Source organism: Dickeya chrysanthemi NCPPB 402 (assembly GCF_000406105.1).
GTDB lineage: Bacteria > Pseudomonadota > Gammaproteobacteria > Enterobacterales > Enterobacteriaceae > Dickeya > Dickeya chrysanthemi.
The window spans coordinates 1,484,473-1,499,694 of sequence record NZ_CM001974.1; the positions used below are offsets into that span (position 1 = coordinate 1,484,473).

General features: G+C 55.0%; 12 protein-coding genes. 6 read left to right on the forward strand and 6 right to left on the reverse strand.

Features of this window, described 5'->3' with window-relative positions:
* Positions 1-6: 6 nt before the first annotated feature.
* Genes DCH402_RS06765 through cobA form a run of 4 tightly spaced genes read left to right on the forward strand, consistent with a single transcriptional unit; the run spans position 7 to position 8,492 of the window.
* A complete protein-coding gene (locus DCH402_RS06765; RefSeq protein WP_040000434.1) occupies positions 7-801 on the forward strand; it encodes an ABC transporter ATP-binding protein in 795 nt (264 codons plus the stop codon).
* A gap of 12 nt (positions 802-813) precedes the next feature.
* Positions 814-4,992, forward strand: coding sequence for a nitrite reductase large subunit NirB (gene nirB / locus DCH402_RS06770; protein WP_081642135.1), 4,179 nt, complete (start codon positions 814-816; stop codon positions 4,990-4,992).
* On the forward strand, positions 4,989-7,637 hold the full coding sequence (locus tag DCH402_RS06775; protein WP_040000435.1) for a nitrate reductase: 2,649 nt from the start codon (positions 4,989-4,991) through the stop codon (positions 7,635-7,637). Before nirB ends, DCH402_RS06775 begins: the two co-directional genes overlap by 4 nt.
* 27 nt (positions 7,638-7,664) lie before the next feature.
* The gene (gene cobA / locus DCH402_RS06780; RefSeq protein WP_040000437.1) at positions 7,665-8,492 is read left to right on the forward strand and encodes a uroporphyrinogen-III C-methyltransferase; all 828 of its coding nucleotides are present in this window, start codon (positions 7,665-7,667) and stop codon (positions 8,490-8,492) included.
* A 45-nt stretch (positions 8,493-8,537) separates the two neighbouring features.
* On the opposite strand, the gene DCH402_RS06785 is transcribed toward cobA, so the two are convergent.
* The 4 genes from DCH402_RS06785 to DCH402_RS23260 all read right to left on the reverse strand — a co-directional run bounded on the left by DCH402_RS06785 (position 8,538) and on the right by DCH402_RS23260 (position 11,223).
* Positions 8,538-9,083, reverse strand: a complete 546-nt coding sequence (locus DCH402_RS06785) for an NADPH-dependent FMN reductase (RefSeq protein WP_040003443.1) — start codon at positions 9,081-9,083, stop codon at positions 8,538-8,540.
* A 190-nt stretch (positions 9,084-9,273) separates the two neighbouring features.
* Positions 9,274-10,281, reverse strand: a complete 1,008-nt coding sequence (sbnB, locus tag DCH402_RS06790) for a 2,3-diaminopropionate biosynthesis protein SbnB (RefSeq protein WP_040000438.1) — start codon at positions 10,279-10,281, stop codon at positions 9,274-9,276.
* Between the two features lie 7 nt (positions 10,282-10,288).
* Positions 10,289-10,825, reverse strand: coding sequence for a pyridoxal-phosphate dependent enzyme (locus tag DCH402_RS23255; RefSeq protein WP_324607071.1), 537 nt, complete (start codon positions 10,823-10,825; stop codon positions 10,289-10,291).
* Positions 10,822-11,223: a pyridoxal-phosphate dependent enzyme gene (locus DCH402_RS23260; protein WP_267879510.1), complete on the reverse strand. Its 402-nt coding sequence runs from the start codon at positions 11,221-11,223 to the stop codon at positions 10,822-10,824. Before DCH402_RS23260 ends, DCH402_RS23255 begins: the two co-directional genes overlap by 4 nt.
* A gap of 415 nt (positions 11,224-11,638) precedes the next feature.
* Between DCH402_RS23260 and DCH402_RS20740 the strand changes: the two genes are divergently transcribed.
* Together DCH402_RS20740 and DCH402_RS06805 are read left to right on the forward strand one after the other, a co-directional pair.
* Positions 11,639-12,307 (forward strand): formyltransferase family protein, encoded by a 669-nt coding sequence (locus DCH402_RS20740; protein ID WP_050583271.1) that lies wholly within the window; start codon positions 11,639-11,641, stop codon positions 12,305-12,307.
* Positions 12,300-12,740 (forward strand): LysE family translocator, encoded by a 441-nt coding sequence (locus DCH402_RS06805; protein ID WP_040000439.1) that lies wholly within the window; start codon positions 12,300-12,302, stop codon positions 12,738-12,740. The genes DCH402_RS20740 and DCH402_RS06805 overlap by 8 nt, the downstream gene beginning before the upstream one ends.
* Before the next feature lie 365 nt (positions 12,741-13,105).
* Here DCH402_RS06805 and DCH402_RS06810 read toward each other — a convergent pair whose 3' ends face one another.
* Both DCH402_RS06810 and DCH402_RS06815 read right to left on the reverse strand, forming a co-directional pair.
* Entirely contained in the window at positions 13,106-13,882 is a 777-nt protein-coding gene (locus tag DCH402_RS06810; protein WP_040000440.1) for a transporter substrate-binding domain-containing protein, read from the reverse strand.
* 138 nt (positions 13,883-14,020) lie between these two features.
* The gene (locus tag DCH402_RS06815) at positions 14,021-15,196 is read right to left on the reverse strand and encodes a pyridoxal phosphate-dependent aminotransferase (protein WP_040000441.1); all 1,176 of its coding nucleotides are present in this window, start codon (positions 15,194-15,196) and stop codon (positions 14,021-14,023) included.
* Between the last annotated feature and the right edge of the window lie 26 nt (positions 15,197-15,222).

Sequence of the window (15,222 nt, forward strand, 5' to 3'; positions counted from 1 at the left end):
AAAACGATGCGTAATCAACCGATTATCCGTATTCAGCAGGTGAGCCAGCGTTTCTCCACCGCCAGCGGCTCGTTCGTGGCGCTCGATAACGTGAGTTTCGATATTCATGCCGGGGAAACCCTGAGTCTGATTGGGCACTCCGGCTGCGGCAAATCGACGCTGCTCAACCTGATTGCCGGGTTAACGCTGCCGACCCGCGGCGGTCTGCTGTGCGACAACCGTGAAATCGACGGTCCGGGGCCGGAGCGGGCGGTGGTATTCCAGAACCATTCGCTGCTGCCGTGGCTCACCACCTACGACAACGTGGCGCTGGCGGTGAAACAGGTGTTTCGCGGTCAGATGGGCAAGGCCGAAATGCACGAATGGATTGTCCATAACCTCGAACTGGTGCACATGGGGCACGCGCTGAACAAGCGCCCGCACGAGATTTCCGGCGGCATGAAGCAGCGGGTGGGCATCGCTCGCGCGCTGTCGATGAAACCCAAGGTGCTGCTGATGGACGAACCGTTCGGTGCGCTGGACGCGCTGACCCGCGCCCATTTGCAGGATGCCGTCATGGATATTCAGCAGCGACTGAATACCACCATCGTGCTGATTACCCACGACGTGGATGAAGCGGTGCTGCTTTCCGACCGAGTGCTGATGATGACCAACGGCCCGGCCGCCACCGTGGGAGAAATCATGACGGTGGCGCTGGAACGACCGCGTTCCCGCGTGGCGCTGGCGGATGACCCGCGTTATCACCAGTACCGCCAGCAGGTGCTGCATTTCCTCTACGAGAAACAGCCGCACGCGGCTTGACGGGAGGAAACGATGATCGCGCATCTGGTTGTCATCGGTAACGGCCTGTCCAGCGCCCGGCTGGTAAAGAAACTGGGGCAGCTTGCCGCGCAACGCTACCGCATCACCCTCATCGATAGCGAGCCGCGCGCCAGCTATAACCGCGTGCTGCTCTCCTCGGTGCTGGGGGGCGAAAAAAAATTTGAAGAGACGCAATTGGAGTCCGCGCCCGAGGCGATGGACGTGACGGTACTGACCGGCGAGTCGGTAGCGCGTATCGACAGGGCGACACGGGAGGTCATCACCGATCGCCGCCGTCTGGCGTATGACCAGCTGGTGCTGGCGACCGGTTCACGTCCGTTGATGCCGCCGTTGCCGGGCATCAACCTGCCGGGCGTGACCGGCTTTCGCACTATGGATGACGTCGAGCGGATGTGGGCGGCGGTAAGGCAGGGCAAGCCGGTGGTGGTGGTAGGCGGCGGATTGCTGGGTATTGAGGCTGCCGCCGCGTTGCGCTTACAAGGCGCCACGGTGACGTTGCTGCACCGCCACCCCCGGCTGATGGAGCGCCAACTTGACGATGTCGCCAGCGACCTGCTGTGCGCCCGTCTGCACGAACGCGGCATTCGTTGCCTGACCGGTGTACAGATCCAGTCGTTTATCGGTAATGAAAGGCGCGGGAGCGGCCAGGTCGAAGCGGTGGCGCTGGCGGACGGTACACGTCTTCCCGCCGGTCTGGTGGTGGTGGCGACCGGTGTACAGCCGGTATGTGAGCTGGCTCGCGACAGCGGCCTGCCGTGCGGGCGCGGCATTGTGGTGGACGGCCAGTTACGTACCACCGATGAATACATCAGCGCGTTCGGCGAATGCGCGGAGGTGAACGGGGAGACGGTAGGGTTGGTAGCGCCCTGTCTGGCGCAGGCGGATGTACTGGCTGCCAGACTGGCAGGGCAGCCGGTAGCGGATTACACGCCGACGGCACTGGCCACCCGGCTGAAAGTCACCGGGATTGACGTGGTGAGCGCAGGCGAACTGCACCCGCAGCCGGGTGATCGGCTCCACACCTTGTCGGACCCGCTCGGCGGTCATTACCGCCGTCTGATATTCCGCGACGATCGGTTATGCGGTGCGCTGTTGTTCGGTCATGTCAGCGACAGTCCGCAACTGCTGGCGGCCATGGAGGCCAGGCTGCCATCGGCGCCGTCGTCGCTTTTGTTTGGTCTTTCTTTTCCTGAAGTAGACAGTCGGCCTGAAGCCGTAAGGATTTCTGTCATGAGTAAACCCGTATTGGTGGTAGTGGGGCACGGCATGGTCGGTCACCACTTTCTGGAGCAACTGGTGGAGCGCAACCTGCACCAACAGTATCACGTGGTGGTGTTTGGTGAGGAGCGCCACCCGGCCTATGACCGGGTACATTTGTCCGAGTATTTTGCCGGTCGCAGCGCCGAATCGCTGTCGATGGTCAGTGAAGGTTTTTTCGAGCAGAGCGGTATTGAGCTGCGTACCGGCTGTCAGGTGATGGCTGTCGATCGTCAGCGCCGCTGCGTGCGCGACGCGAACGGTCAGGAAATGCCTTACGATCGCCTGGTGCTGGCAACCGGCTCCTATGCGTTTGTACCGCCGATCAAAGGCAATGATCGCCCCGGCTGTCTGGTCTATCGCACGTTGGACGATCTGGATGCGATTGCCGACTACGCGCGCGAATCGCGCAGCGGCGTGGTGGTCGGCGGCGGTCTGCTGGGGCTGGAAGCGGCCAATGCGCTGCGCCAACTGGGGCTGGAGACCCATGTGGTAGAGTTCGCGCCCCGGTTGATGGCGGTGCAACTGGATGATGGCGGCGCACAGTTGCTGCGGCGCAAAATTGAAGCGTTGGGCCTGCATGTGCACACCAGCAAAGAAACGCTCGCCATTACGGCAGGTGAGCAGGCGCGTCACCGCATGAACTTTGCCGATGGCTCGTCGCTGGAAACCGATCTGATACTGTTTTCCGCCGGTATTCGCCCACGCGTTCGGCTGGCGAGTGAGGCCGGGCTGGAGATAGGCACGCGCGGCGGCATCGTGATTGACGATCATTGCCAGACCTCGGATGACGCTATCTTCGCCATCGGCGAGTGTGCGGTATGGCAAGGGCAGATCTTCGGGTTGGTGGCGCCGGGCTACCAGATGGCGCGCACCGTCGCCGCCCAACTGGCCCGGTCGGCGCAGCAGGAACAGCAGGAGCAGTCTTTTACCGGTGCTGACATGAGCACCAAACTCAAGCTGTTAGGGGTGGATGTGGCCTCGATCGGCGATGCGCACGGCAAGACCGAAGGCAGCCAGAGTTATCAGTGGAACGACGAGCCGAACCAGGTTTACAAAAAAATCATCGTCTCGGCGGACGGCAAACGGCTGCTGGGCGCGGTGCTGGTGGGCGACAGCAGCGATTACAGCACGCTGTTGCAGATGAAACTCAACGACATGACGTTACCCGCGCACCCGGAAAGCCTGATTCTGCCAGCGCTGGACGGTGCCGCCCCGAAAGGGTTGGGTGTGGCGGCGCTGCCGGACAGCGCACAGATTTGCTCCTGCCACAACGTCAGTAAAGCGGATATTTTTGCGGCGGTAGACAACGGTTGCACCGATCTGGAGTCGCTGAAAGCCTGTACCAAGGCCGGCACCGGCTGCGGCGGCTGTGTACCGCTGCTCAAGCAGGTGATGGAATACCGGTTGCAGCAGTCGGGCATCGAGGTGAAAAAAGATATCTGCGAACATTTCGCTTATTCGCGTCAGGAGTTGTACCACCTGATCCGCGTTAACCGCATTCACAGTTTCGGCGAGTTGATCGCCCGTCATGGTCATGGATTAGGGTGTGAAATTTGTAAGCCGTTGGTCGGCTCGATGCTGGCATCCTGCTGGAACGACTATGTACTGAAACCTGAACACGTGCCGTTGCAGGATACCAATGACCGTTTTCTGGCCAACATCCAAAAGGACGGTACCTACTCGGTAGTGCCGCGTATCCCCGGTGGTGAGATAACCCCGCAAGGCTTGATTGCGATTGGGCAGGTGGCGGAACGCTATCACCTGTACACCAAAATCACCGGCGGCCAGCGGGTCGACTTGTTCGGTGCGCGACTGGAGCAATTGCCGGCTATCTGGCAGGAACTGATCGACGCCGGCTTTGAAACCGGTCATGCCTACGGCAAGTCGCTGCGTACCGTGAAATCCTGCGTCGGTTCCACCTGGTGCCGTTATGGCGTGCAGGATTCCACCGGGCTGGCGATTGCGCTGGAGCACCGTTACAAAGGGCTGCGCTCGCCGCACAAGCTCAAGATGGCGGTTTCCGGCTGTACTCGTGAATGCGCCGAAGCGCAGGGTAAAGACATCGGCGTGATCGCCACCGACAAGGGCTGGAACCTGTATGTGTGCGGCAATGGCGGTATGAAACCGCGTCATGCCGACCTGTTCGCCAGTGATCTGGATACCGAGACGCTGTTCCGGTTTATCGACCGCCTGCTGATGTTTTACATCCGTACCGCGGACCGGCTCCAGCGCACCAGCGTCTGGCTGGATAATCTGGAAGGCGGCGTCGACTACCTGCGTCAGGTGGTGATCGACGACAGTCTGGGGGTTGCCGATGAGCTGGAAAGCGAGATGCGCCATGTTATCGACAGCTACCAGTGCGAGTGGCAGACCACGCTGGCGCATGACGAAAACCGCGCATTGTTCCGCGCCTTCCTTAACAGCGATACCCCGGATGAAGCGGTGGTGATGGTGCCGGAACGCGGTCAGATTCGCCCGGCGCGCCCGGAAGAGAAAAAGCCGACCACCGCATCCGATGCGTCTGGCACCGATGGCTGGCAGTGCGTCGGTTTCCTCAGCGATATTCCGGCGAATGCGGGGATGGCGGCGCGCGTCGGGCATCAACAGGTGGCGTTGTTCCATCTCCCGGCCGCGCAACCGGGGCAGGCGGCGCGCGTATTCGCGCTCGACAATCTGGAGCCGGGCAGTGGCGCCAACGTGCTGTCGCGCGGCATTGTCGGCGACGTGGCGGGCGAGCCGGTGGTGATTTCGCCGTTGTACAAAAAACGTCTGCGCCTGCGTGACGGCGTCAGCCCGGATGACAGCCAACTGCGGGTACGTGCCTGGCCGGTGCGCATCGTGCAGGATCGGATCTGGGTGGCCGCTGAGCCGATAAGCGTGGTCGCGGCCGACATGGCGGAGGTGTTATGAGCGGCTGCCGCACCACCTGTCCTTACTGCGGCGTGGGTTGCGGAGTGATTGCCACTGCGCAACCGGACGGGAGGGTGACCATTGAAGGCGACAGCCGGCACCCGGCCAATCAAGGGCGGTTGTGCGTCAAAGGTTCGGCGCTCGGCGACACGCTGAGCCTGCAAGGGCGGCTGTTGTGGCCGCTGGTTGACGGGCATCGTGTCGGTTGGGAGCAGGCGCTGGACCGGGTCGCGCAGTCGCTCGGCGATATCATTGCGCAGCACGGCCCGCAGGCGGTGGCGTTTTACGGTTCAGGGCAGTTGCTGACTGAAGACTACTACGTCGCCAACAAGCTGATGAAAGGATTCATCGGCAGCGCCAACATGGACACCAATTCCCGGTTGTGCATGGCTTCGGCGGTTATCGGCTACAAACGGGCGCTGGGCGCCGATGCGGTGCCGTGTAACTACGAGGATATCGAGCAGGCGGATCTGGTGGTGCTGGTCGGCTCCAACACCGCCTGGGCACACCCGGTGGCGTATCAACGGCTGATGCAGGCCAAACAGCAGCGCCCGCACATGCGGGTGGTGGTGGTGGACCCACGCTGGACCGCCACCTGCGATGCGGCGGACTTACATCTGCCGCTGGCGCCCGGCAGTGATGCCGGGTTGTTCAACGGATTGCTGCGCTGGCTGGCGCAGCAGAACGTGCCGCCGCCCGACGCGCTTAGCGGGGTGGAGGCGGCGCTGGCGGCCGCCGATGAGTGGACGCCAGAGCGGGTAGCTGAATTCTGCCGGTTACGGCACGAGGACGTGGCCTGCTTCTACCAGTGGTTCAGCGAGACCGACAAGGTGGTGACGCTCTATTCGCAGGGCATTAACCAGTCTGCGTCCGGCAGCGACAAATGCAACGCGATTATCAACGCGCATCTGTTCAGCGGCCGTATCGGCCGGGCCGGATGCGGTCCGTTTTCGATTACCGGTCAGCCGAATGCGATGGGTGGCCGTGAAGTGGGCGGGCTGGCGAATCAACTGGCGGCGCACATGGGGTTTAGCCCGCAAGAGGTGGCGCGGGTCGGCCGTTTCTGGGGCAGTGACCGGGTTGCGTCGGCACCGGGGCTGATGGCGGTGGATCTATTCCGTGCCATCGAAGCCGGGCAGGTGAAGGCGGTGTGGGTAATGGGCACCAACCCGGTGGTGTCTATGCCGGAAGCAGACCGGGTGCGGCAGGCGCTGTTGCGTTGCCCGTTGGTGATCGTCTCCGACGTAATGCGCCACACCGACACCACGGAATGTGCCGACATCCTATTGCCGGCGCTGGCGTGGGGGGAAAAAGACGGCACGGTGACCAATTCTGAACGGCGTATTTCCCGCCAGCGTGCATTCCTGCCCGCGCCGGGCGAAGCGAAGGCAGACTGGTGGATTGTGTCGCAGGTCGCAACACGTATGGGGTTCGGCGACGCATTTGATTACCGCCATCCGGCGCAGATCTTTCGTGAACACGCCGCCTTGTCCGGGTTTGAGAATCAGGGCCAGCGCGCTTTCGACATCAGCGCGCTGGCGATGCTCAGCGATGAGCAATGGCAACAACTTGCCCCGGTGCAGTGGCCGGTGACCACGCATGCCGATGGCGGTACCGCACGGTTGTATACCGACGGTCGCTGCTGGCATCCGGACGGTAAGGCGCGGCTGCTGGCAATCACCCCGCAATTGCCGGTCAATCCACCGTCGCCGGCGTATCCACTGGTGCTCAATACCGGCCGGGTGCGTGACCAGTGGCACACCATGACCCGCACCGGCAAGGCCGCACGCCTGATGCGGCATCTGCCGGAACCTTACTGCGACCTGCATCCGCAGGATGCACTAAACGCCGGCGTGCATGATGGCGAGCTGGTGCGCATCAGCGCCGGTTCGGGCTGGATGCTGGCGCGGGCGCAGGTCCAACGCGGTCAGCAACTCGGCAGCATTTTTGTTCCTATGCACTGGAACCGGCAGTTCAGCACACAGGCGCGTGTCGACAGCCTGGTCGCGGCGGTGACCGATCCCTATTCCGGGCAGCCGGAAAGCAAACAGTCGCGGGTACGCATTCAGCGCTGGCCCGCCGTCTGGTTCGGCGAGCTGTTTGTCCGCGGCGACGCGGCAACGCCGGACTGCGGCTACTGGAGCCGGATTACCGCCGACGGGGTGTCGCATTACGTGATTGCCGGCGAACGCACGCCGGAACACTGGCTCGACTGGCTGACCCGGCAATATGACCTGAGCGACGTTGAATTTCAGCAGGCGCAGGGGGATGACCGGTTGTTTCATGCGGTTGGCTGGCAGGGCGAGCAGGTCGCCGTGGCGCTTTATGTGGGGGCGCATCGTCCGCAACTGGCGCGTGAGGCGGTGCTGGCGGCGTTTGCCTCGCCGCCGCAACATACGCCGGACAGACTGGCATTGCTGGCAGGTTGTGCGCCGCAGGGGGAAATACCGCAGGGTGCGACCATTTGCAGCTGTTTCGCGGTTGGTGAGCAGCGCATTGTCGATGCCATCCGTCAGGGCTGTCACAGCGTGGCGCAACTGGGGGAACACCTGCAATGCGGGACCAATTGCGGGTCCTGCATACCGGAACTGAAGGCGTTGCTGCAACAGTATGCGACGCCGGATACATTGCGTCGGGCGGGCTGAGCCGCGCCCGGATTAAGGAGTGACAACATGAACCCTACTCTGAATACGCTGATGGCGCGTGGCCATCAACGCCAGCCGCTGCTGGCAGGCGATGTCTGGCTGGTGGGGGCCGGTCCGGGCGACGCCGAATTACTGACTATCAAAGCGCTGAGGGCGATTCAGCAGGCGGATGTGGTGGTGCATGACCGGCTGGTTTCCGCCGATATCATGGCGTTGTTACAACCGGAGACCTTGCGCATCGATGTCGGCAAGCAGCAGGGCAACCACGCGCTGCCGCAACCGCAAATCAATCAACTGTTGATGGAACTGGCGCAAGCCGGGCAACGCGTCGTGCGCTTAAAAGGCGGCGACCCGTTTATTTTCGGGCGCGGCGGCGAGGAGATGGATTATCTGCATCGGCAGGGCGTCCGTTGCCATGTGGTGCCGGGGATTACTGCCGCCACCGGTTGTGCGGCGGCGGTAGGGTTGCCGTTGACGCACCGGGATTGTGCCCAGTCGGTACGATTTATCACCGGCCATGCCCGTGACGGCGAGCCGCAACTGGACTGGGAAACGCTCGGCGCAGGCCAGCAAACGCTGGTGTTTTATATGGGGCTGAGTCATGCCAGCCGTCTGTGCCAGAAGCTCATGGCTCATGGCCTGCCCGCCGGTACGCCGCTGGCGATTATCGAGCGGGGGACGCAGCCGGAACAACGCGTGATGACCGCGACGCTCGCGACCTTGCCCGCGCTGATGGCACGTTATCAACCGCAGTCGCCCAGTTTGCTGGTGGTGGGGGAAGTGGTGCGTTTTTGTCGCTATCCGGCGCTGACGGTGGCCAGCGAAGCGCTGATGAAGGTGGGAACGGCGGCATAAGCGACTGCCGCCCGACAGTGGGCGGTAGCCTGATGAAAGGATGTGTTATCTTCTGAGCCCGATCTCATCGACCAGCGCATTCATTTGCCCGGCGATCAGAACGGTGATGTTTTCATCTTTCAGGTTGCCTTGCTCGTCGAAACCACCGGCAAAGGCGTTAGCGAAGACTTCCGGCTTGTTCAACACATGAATATTCAGGTAGACGCAACTCTGGCGTAAATGATACTGCGCCCGCGAGGTGCCCATACCGCCGCCGGCTCCCATCAGCGCTGCCGGTTTGCCGCTCAGAATGGTGGTATCCGGCAGGCGGGATAACCAGTCCAGAATATTTTTCAGTGCCGGCGCCATCGAATAATTGTATTCAGTACAGGCAAACACGAAGCCATCCGCCTCACTGGCTTGATTGGCGATGCGTTGTACAGACTCAGGTACTTCGGTCAAATCGGCGTTATAAAACGGTACATCCAGCAGGTCGGCAATCTCCAGCGTGGCATACGCGGGCAGTACCGACTGCGCGGCACGCAACAATCCCCGGTTGGCAGAGGCTTTGCGCAGGCTGCCGACAATACCTAATAATTTTATTTGATTCATGGTGTTGTCCTTTTTGTGTGAAAAGAAAATCACCAGGATAACGTCGGCGCGCACTGCGTCGTCGTTTGTCCCTGACTCGTCATAGCATAGAGCGTGGGGGGAAAATTGCCATGTCAATAATGTGAGGTTGCACTTAATATGATGCCCTTACTGGAGCAATCGACTTGTTATAAGGGCATGATTAAGCGGATCAGTCAAATAGCGGTATAGGATGAAAATTATCAATAACCAATGAGGAACTTATTTTCATTTCATTCAGTATACGAGTAGCTAACGCAATATCCAGCATACCCATACCAAAGGGTGAATATATCCTTGGGCGCTGATAATTCGGTATGACTGATCCTTTGATCAAGTCGGCAATATTACCTTTTATGAAGTCGGTTCTCCCGCTAGCTTCTTGTGCTATATGTAAAGACGTTTTTGCCTTTACAGCATGATTGTGATCATCAACATAATTGTCAGCATTCAAAATAACATTTTCACCCAGATCCCTGAGTGAAATATGTAACAGTGTTGGGTTGTGAGAGAATAGGTTATGATCGTGGATATGTGGCGCCACTGCTGATGTAGCAAAAACAATCATATCCGAGCGTGTAATAGTATTGGCTATTGTTGCTGACTCAACGGGTATATTGGTCATTGACTGGCATTTATCTATAAAGGATGAGCACTTATCGTGAGAAGTATCATTAACGAGAATGTTTTTAATACTCCATCCTGAGTTCAGAAAGTACTCCAGAATATGAAAAGAGATAAGGCCAGTTCCAATGATACCGAGACGCTCGATATGATTTTTCTTATCATGCAGATATTCAGCTCCGGCAACTGCAGATGCTGCGGTTCTGATGGCGCTTATTTGGCTGCCTTCGATGCATGCGATAGGATACCCTGTTTTCCTATCATTCAGGATAATAACGGCCGAAGCCCGATTCAGCCCATCTTTAAGGTTCTCTGGGAAACTGCTTATCCATTTGATACCACAACTGCCTTCATCGGTGTTGATGGATGCTGGTAAAGCTATGATTCTGTTTTTTTCACTATCAGGGAATCGAAGGAAATAGCTGTCAGGGTTGGTTATTTTTCCATCATGAAATAAACAGTAACTTTCTTTCACGATAGTTGATATTTCTTTTTTGTTTTTTGATAGCCATGAGTGTACATCAGCTGATGTGATGACATAAAAATCATTTTTCATTTTTACCTCATTGGTAATATTGGTTTACCCAGTCAGGGTTATATATTGTGTCAAGATATTTATCTCCCATATCAGGAGATATAGCCACCACTGTATCCCCCGGATTTATCCGGTCTTGCATTAAGCGAATGGCAGCCAATACGGTTCCAGTTGATCCACCTAAAAGTAACCCATGCCTGGAAAGGTCATGGCATGCTTGTATAGTAGCGGCTTCATCTACATAGATTAACTCATCAAATACTGAGTATCTTCGAATATCAGGTGGATAGCTTGTACCCAATCCCGGGATCCTTCTTTTTGCACTGCAACCACCAAATGTAATAGAGCCATATGTGTCAACGGCGATTATTTTTGTTGATGGCGAATGTTCTTTTAAATAGCGGGATACTCCACCCAATGTTCCGGTGGTACCCGCTCCGATAAAAACATAATCGGGATTTGATATTTTCTGAAGAATATGCCTTCCAGTTGTATAATAATGGGCGTTAACATTATTTTTGTTTTCATACTGATTTATCCAAATAATATTACTATCGTTTTTTATTTTTCTTTTATATGGGCTATTCTGGTCCCAAGATAACCGCCTTGGTTATCTCTCTCGGTTACCGTAATCAGCTCTCCACCATAAGCTGCTATAGTTTTTGCTGCAACAGGAGACATATTGGGATCTCCGACGCAAATGAAAGTATACCCTTTCCATGCACAAATCATACTTAATGCAATGCCAAGATTTCCTGATGAACTTTCGATAATTTTATTGCCCTTCTTTAATATCCCTCTACGTTCAAGCTCTTCAAGCATATAAAGTGCCGGCTTGATTTTAATCGATCCGCTAACAGATAACCCTTCTATTTTTAAAATGATATCTCTGTCATTTATCCATTCTTTTAATGTCAAAAAGCAATCGTCTTGAATAAGAGGTGATATGTCATTAAAGAGCATAAATTATTGTTCCAGCAGTAGTTAAGTGAGTAATTTATTCATCTAATAGAATTAGTACTCGTAAAAGAGTGATGATTCAAATTAAACGTAATATCTTTTATCTATAAACGAATTTAAAATTATTTAATTTTAGAATAAGTATTTTAATCAATGGCTTATTTTTTATTTTTAAATTGAAATGCAGTTGTTTATATGTAATTTTGTTTTTAGATATAAATTATTGTCATAAGTTATTTATATTTCAAAACTATTATTTTTTGGTGGGTATAATATGTATGCTTGTTTAACGGAAACTTTTTTCCATACCAGCTTTCTTTGTGATAAGTTATTCTCACATGGAATGTGTTGGATCGTGAGGAATGTAAGAGGATTAGATTTTCAGGAGGTTAATGCTATCCACAGTAAACTATGTAGAATGAAAAATTTAACGGAAAAAGATCTTCAGGATTTGTCAGTAGCATACAAGGGATTGAGTGAGTCAGAAATATACCTTGCCAGACATTATGGTGTACCTGAGCGACATGCACTGGCTGTGTCTGATCGCGTGGAGGTAGCCGATTTTTCAGATCTGGCTTTGGAAAGGATTCATGATCGTATCAGGGAGAACAATGTATTTGGGGCGGTGATTTTTCTTGATGCGATATTAAGTGATACATGGTTGGACTTTTTTCATCATCGTGTTGTCAATGCACATTCTGCGGTACTACCTTATGCAAGAGGCATGTATGCCATTGAACAACTGGCTATTTGTGGTAAAACGGATAAAATGCAGGAAGCAGCAGGCGCAACCCTCCACTATGTTGATTCCGGCATTGATACGGGAAAAATTATTCATATAGAGAGATTAAGCCGGTTATGGGAAATGGAATCGATATGGGCGGTAAAAGGAGAGTCTTATTTGCTGGCGTTTGATTTGTTAAAAAAATATCTCGATTCTGAAAGAAAATTCTCTCAGGTAGATACAATCTCCTCTCCGACGGCCCATGAAAGTCCATTATTCCTTAGCCGCGATTTCACCGAAGAGCGAAAAAAATTATCAGAAAAAACATTTCTCTTAATGAAAGAGGCAATAAACCATGCTTGATGTTAACTGGCTATTATTCTTTGCGGCAAGTTTGACTATTAACGCTATACCAGGGGCAGATGTAGTGTATGTTACTGGAAACTACCATCGTTCCGGTTGGCCTGCTGCCTCGTTGTCTGCCTTGGGGCTGGCGTTGGGTTACTACTTTTACGTATTTATTACATGGCTTGGAGTAACAGCCGTAATTTTTTCTTTTCCCGCATTTTACACGCTGATTCAATTGGCCGGTGCAATATATTTATTATGGATGGGATATGATATTTATCGATCCAGACCTTCAGGTGTCCGTGGTGATAGTGAAAGTCAAGTGATCGGTAATGCTCGTTCTTTTTTGATGAATGGATTGGTCATCAGCATACTTAATCCTAAAGTCGGCGTATTTTTTGTCTCTTTTTTCCTCAATTTATCAATAAAAGCAGCCCAAGTTATCTGATCCTGATATTGGGGACGGTTTTTTGTCTGGGTGCGACATTTTTCAATATCTTCTACTGTTTTCTTACGGCACAATTAAAAAGACTATCCACAGGGCGTGTGGATTTTCTTTTGGGTACAGTACCGGGGGGGATTCTGATGTTACTGGGAGGCTGGATGATCTATGGTGCATTAAGCAGTTATATGAGCCGGTTGTGAAAAATCAATTTATCTGGCGGGATAAATATCAGGAGGTTTTGCCGGTGTGAGCAATACTCTAAGGCTCTTGTTTATCAATACCGTTAAAAACAAAGCCCGTGCCACCTGGCACGGGCTTTGTCGTTTCTTTATCATCGTTCCGGTTGCTGTAGCCGCGAGAAGCGGCGATTATTGCACCCGCACGTCGAAGCCGGGGAAGTATTGCTTCGCCAGTTTCTCGACGGTGCCGTCGTCTTTCACCTGTTTGATGGCTTTGTCCAGTTCGGCTTTCAATGCGGCGTCGCTTTTACGCAGGCCGAAACCGATGCCGCTGCCCAGAATCGCGGTGTCTTCCACCGGCCCGCCGATAAAGGCGAAACCTTTGCCTTCCGGCTTATCCAGAAAACCGGATTGGCCTGCCGCCGCCATCACCAGCGTACCGTCCAGACGGCCTGCCGCCAGATCGTCATAGGCCAGATTTTGATCTTTGTAGCTCGTCACCGTCACGCCTTTCGATTCCCAGTGCGCCTTGGCATACACTTCCTGAATCGAACCCTGCAACACACCGATATTTTTGCCTTTCAGTGCTTCGGCCGTCGGTGCCAGACCGGTATTCGGTTTGCCGACTAATTGGGTGGGAATACGGTAAATCGGCTGGGTGAAGTCGATCGCTTCTTTACGCTTTTCCGTGATGTTCATTGCGGAGTTGATGGCGTCGAACTTTTTGGCTTGCAGTGCCGGGATCAGCGCGTCAAAGGAGGCTTCTACCCAACTGCACGTGAAGTTGCCGGCCTTACAAATGGCGTTGCCCAGATCGATATCGAACCCTTCCAGTTGCCCTTTGGCATTTTTGCTTTCAAACGGCGGATATTCCGCTTCCAGACCAAAACGCAATTCGCTTTGCGCCAGTGCAACGGAAGAGGACAACAACCCTAGTGACAACATCAACATGCTTAGTTTTTTCATAGTGGGAACGATCTCCGGTAAATCAATCAGTAGTGTTCAAACGTTATCATCAAACAACCGTAGTCCTCGGGGGCCAATCAGGTACGGCATCGTTATTCGCAATACGCACTCATATTCGCAATGATCACACAACGCCGATTAACGGTGCGAGCCCGTTACCTGACATAAGGCTTTTGCGCCCGCCAGTAGCGTAGCGTCATCTTTAGAGAATGAAAGACGGATCAGCTTATTGTCGGTGCCATCGGTGTAAAACGCCGAGAGCGGAATGGTCGCCACACCGTGGTCGACGATCAGGCGTTTAACCATGTCGCCGTCGCTCTCATCGCTGAAGTGCGCGAAGCTGGCCAGTATGAAGAAGGAACCGGCGGAGGGTAGCAGCTCAAAGGGGCTGCCCTGCAACGCCTGCGTGAGCAGATCGCGTTTTTGTTGATAGAACTGGCCCAGCGACAGATAGGTCGCCGGGTCCGCCATGTATTCGGCAAAGGCGTATTGCATCGGCGTATCGGCGGAAAACATCATAAACTGGTGGATTTTGAGGATCTCATCCATCAGCGCTGCCGGAGCCAGGCAGTAACCGACGCGCCAGCCGGTAACGTGAAACGTCTTGCCAAACGACGAAACGATAACGCTGCGCGCCGCCAGCTCGCTGTGGGTTGCCATGCTGTGGTGGCGTTGCCCGTCAAAGACCACGTGTTCGTAGACTTCGTCGGACAGGATCACGATATCGGTGTTGCGCGTCAGGCGCGCCAGTTGCGCCAGGTCATCGGCGCTCAACACCTGACCACTCGGGTTATGGGGCGAGTTAATGATAATCATGCGGGTGCGCGGCGTGATGGCGGCCTGCACTTCGTCCCAATCGATGTTAAACCCCGGTACCGCCAGTTTCAGCGCAACCGGGGTTGCGCCTTGCAACCGTACAATCGGCGCGTAGCTGTCAAAGGAGGGTTCGAAATAAATCACCTCATCACCCGGATGCACCAGCGCAGAAATGGCGGAATAGAGCCCTTCGCTGGCACTGGCGGTGATCGTCACTTCCTGCCCGGCGTCATAATGCTGGCCGTACAAACGCCGCACTTTTTCCGCCACCACTTCTTTTAGCGATACCAGCCCGGACATCGGGGCATATTGATTATGACCTTCGGTCATGGCGCGGGTCACCCCGGCGATCAACTCAGGGGAACACGGAAAACTGGGCGCGCCTTGCGACAGATTGATGGCATGATGCTGACTGGATAACTGGCCAATAACGGTGAAAATGGTGGTTCCGACATCCGGTAATTTGGAACTAAACCGCACCGGGGTGTGAATCGGCATACGTGATCTCCGTGGGTTGCCGTTAA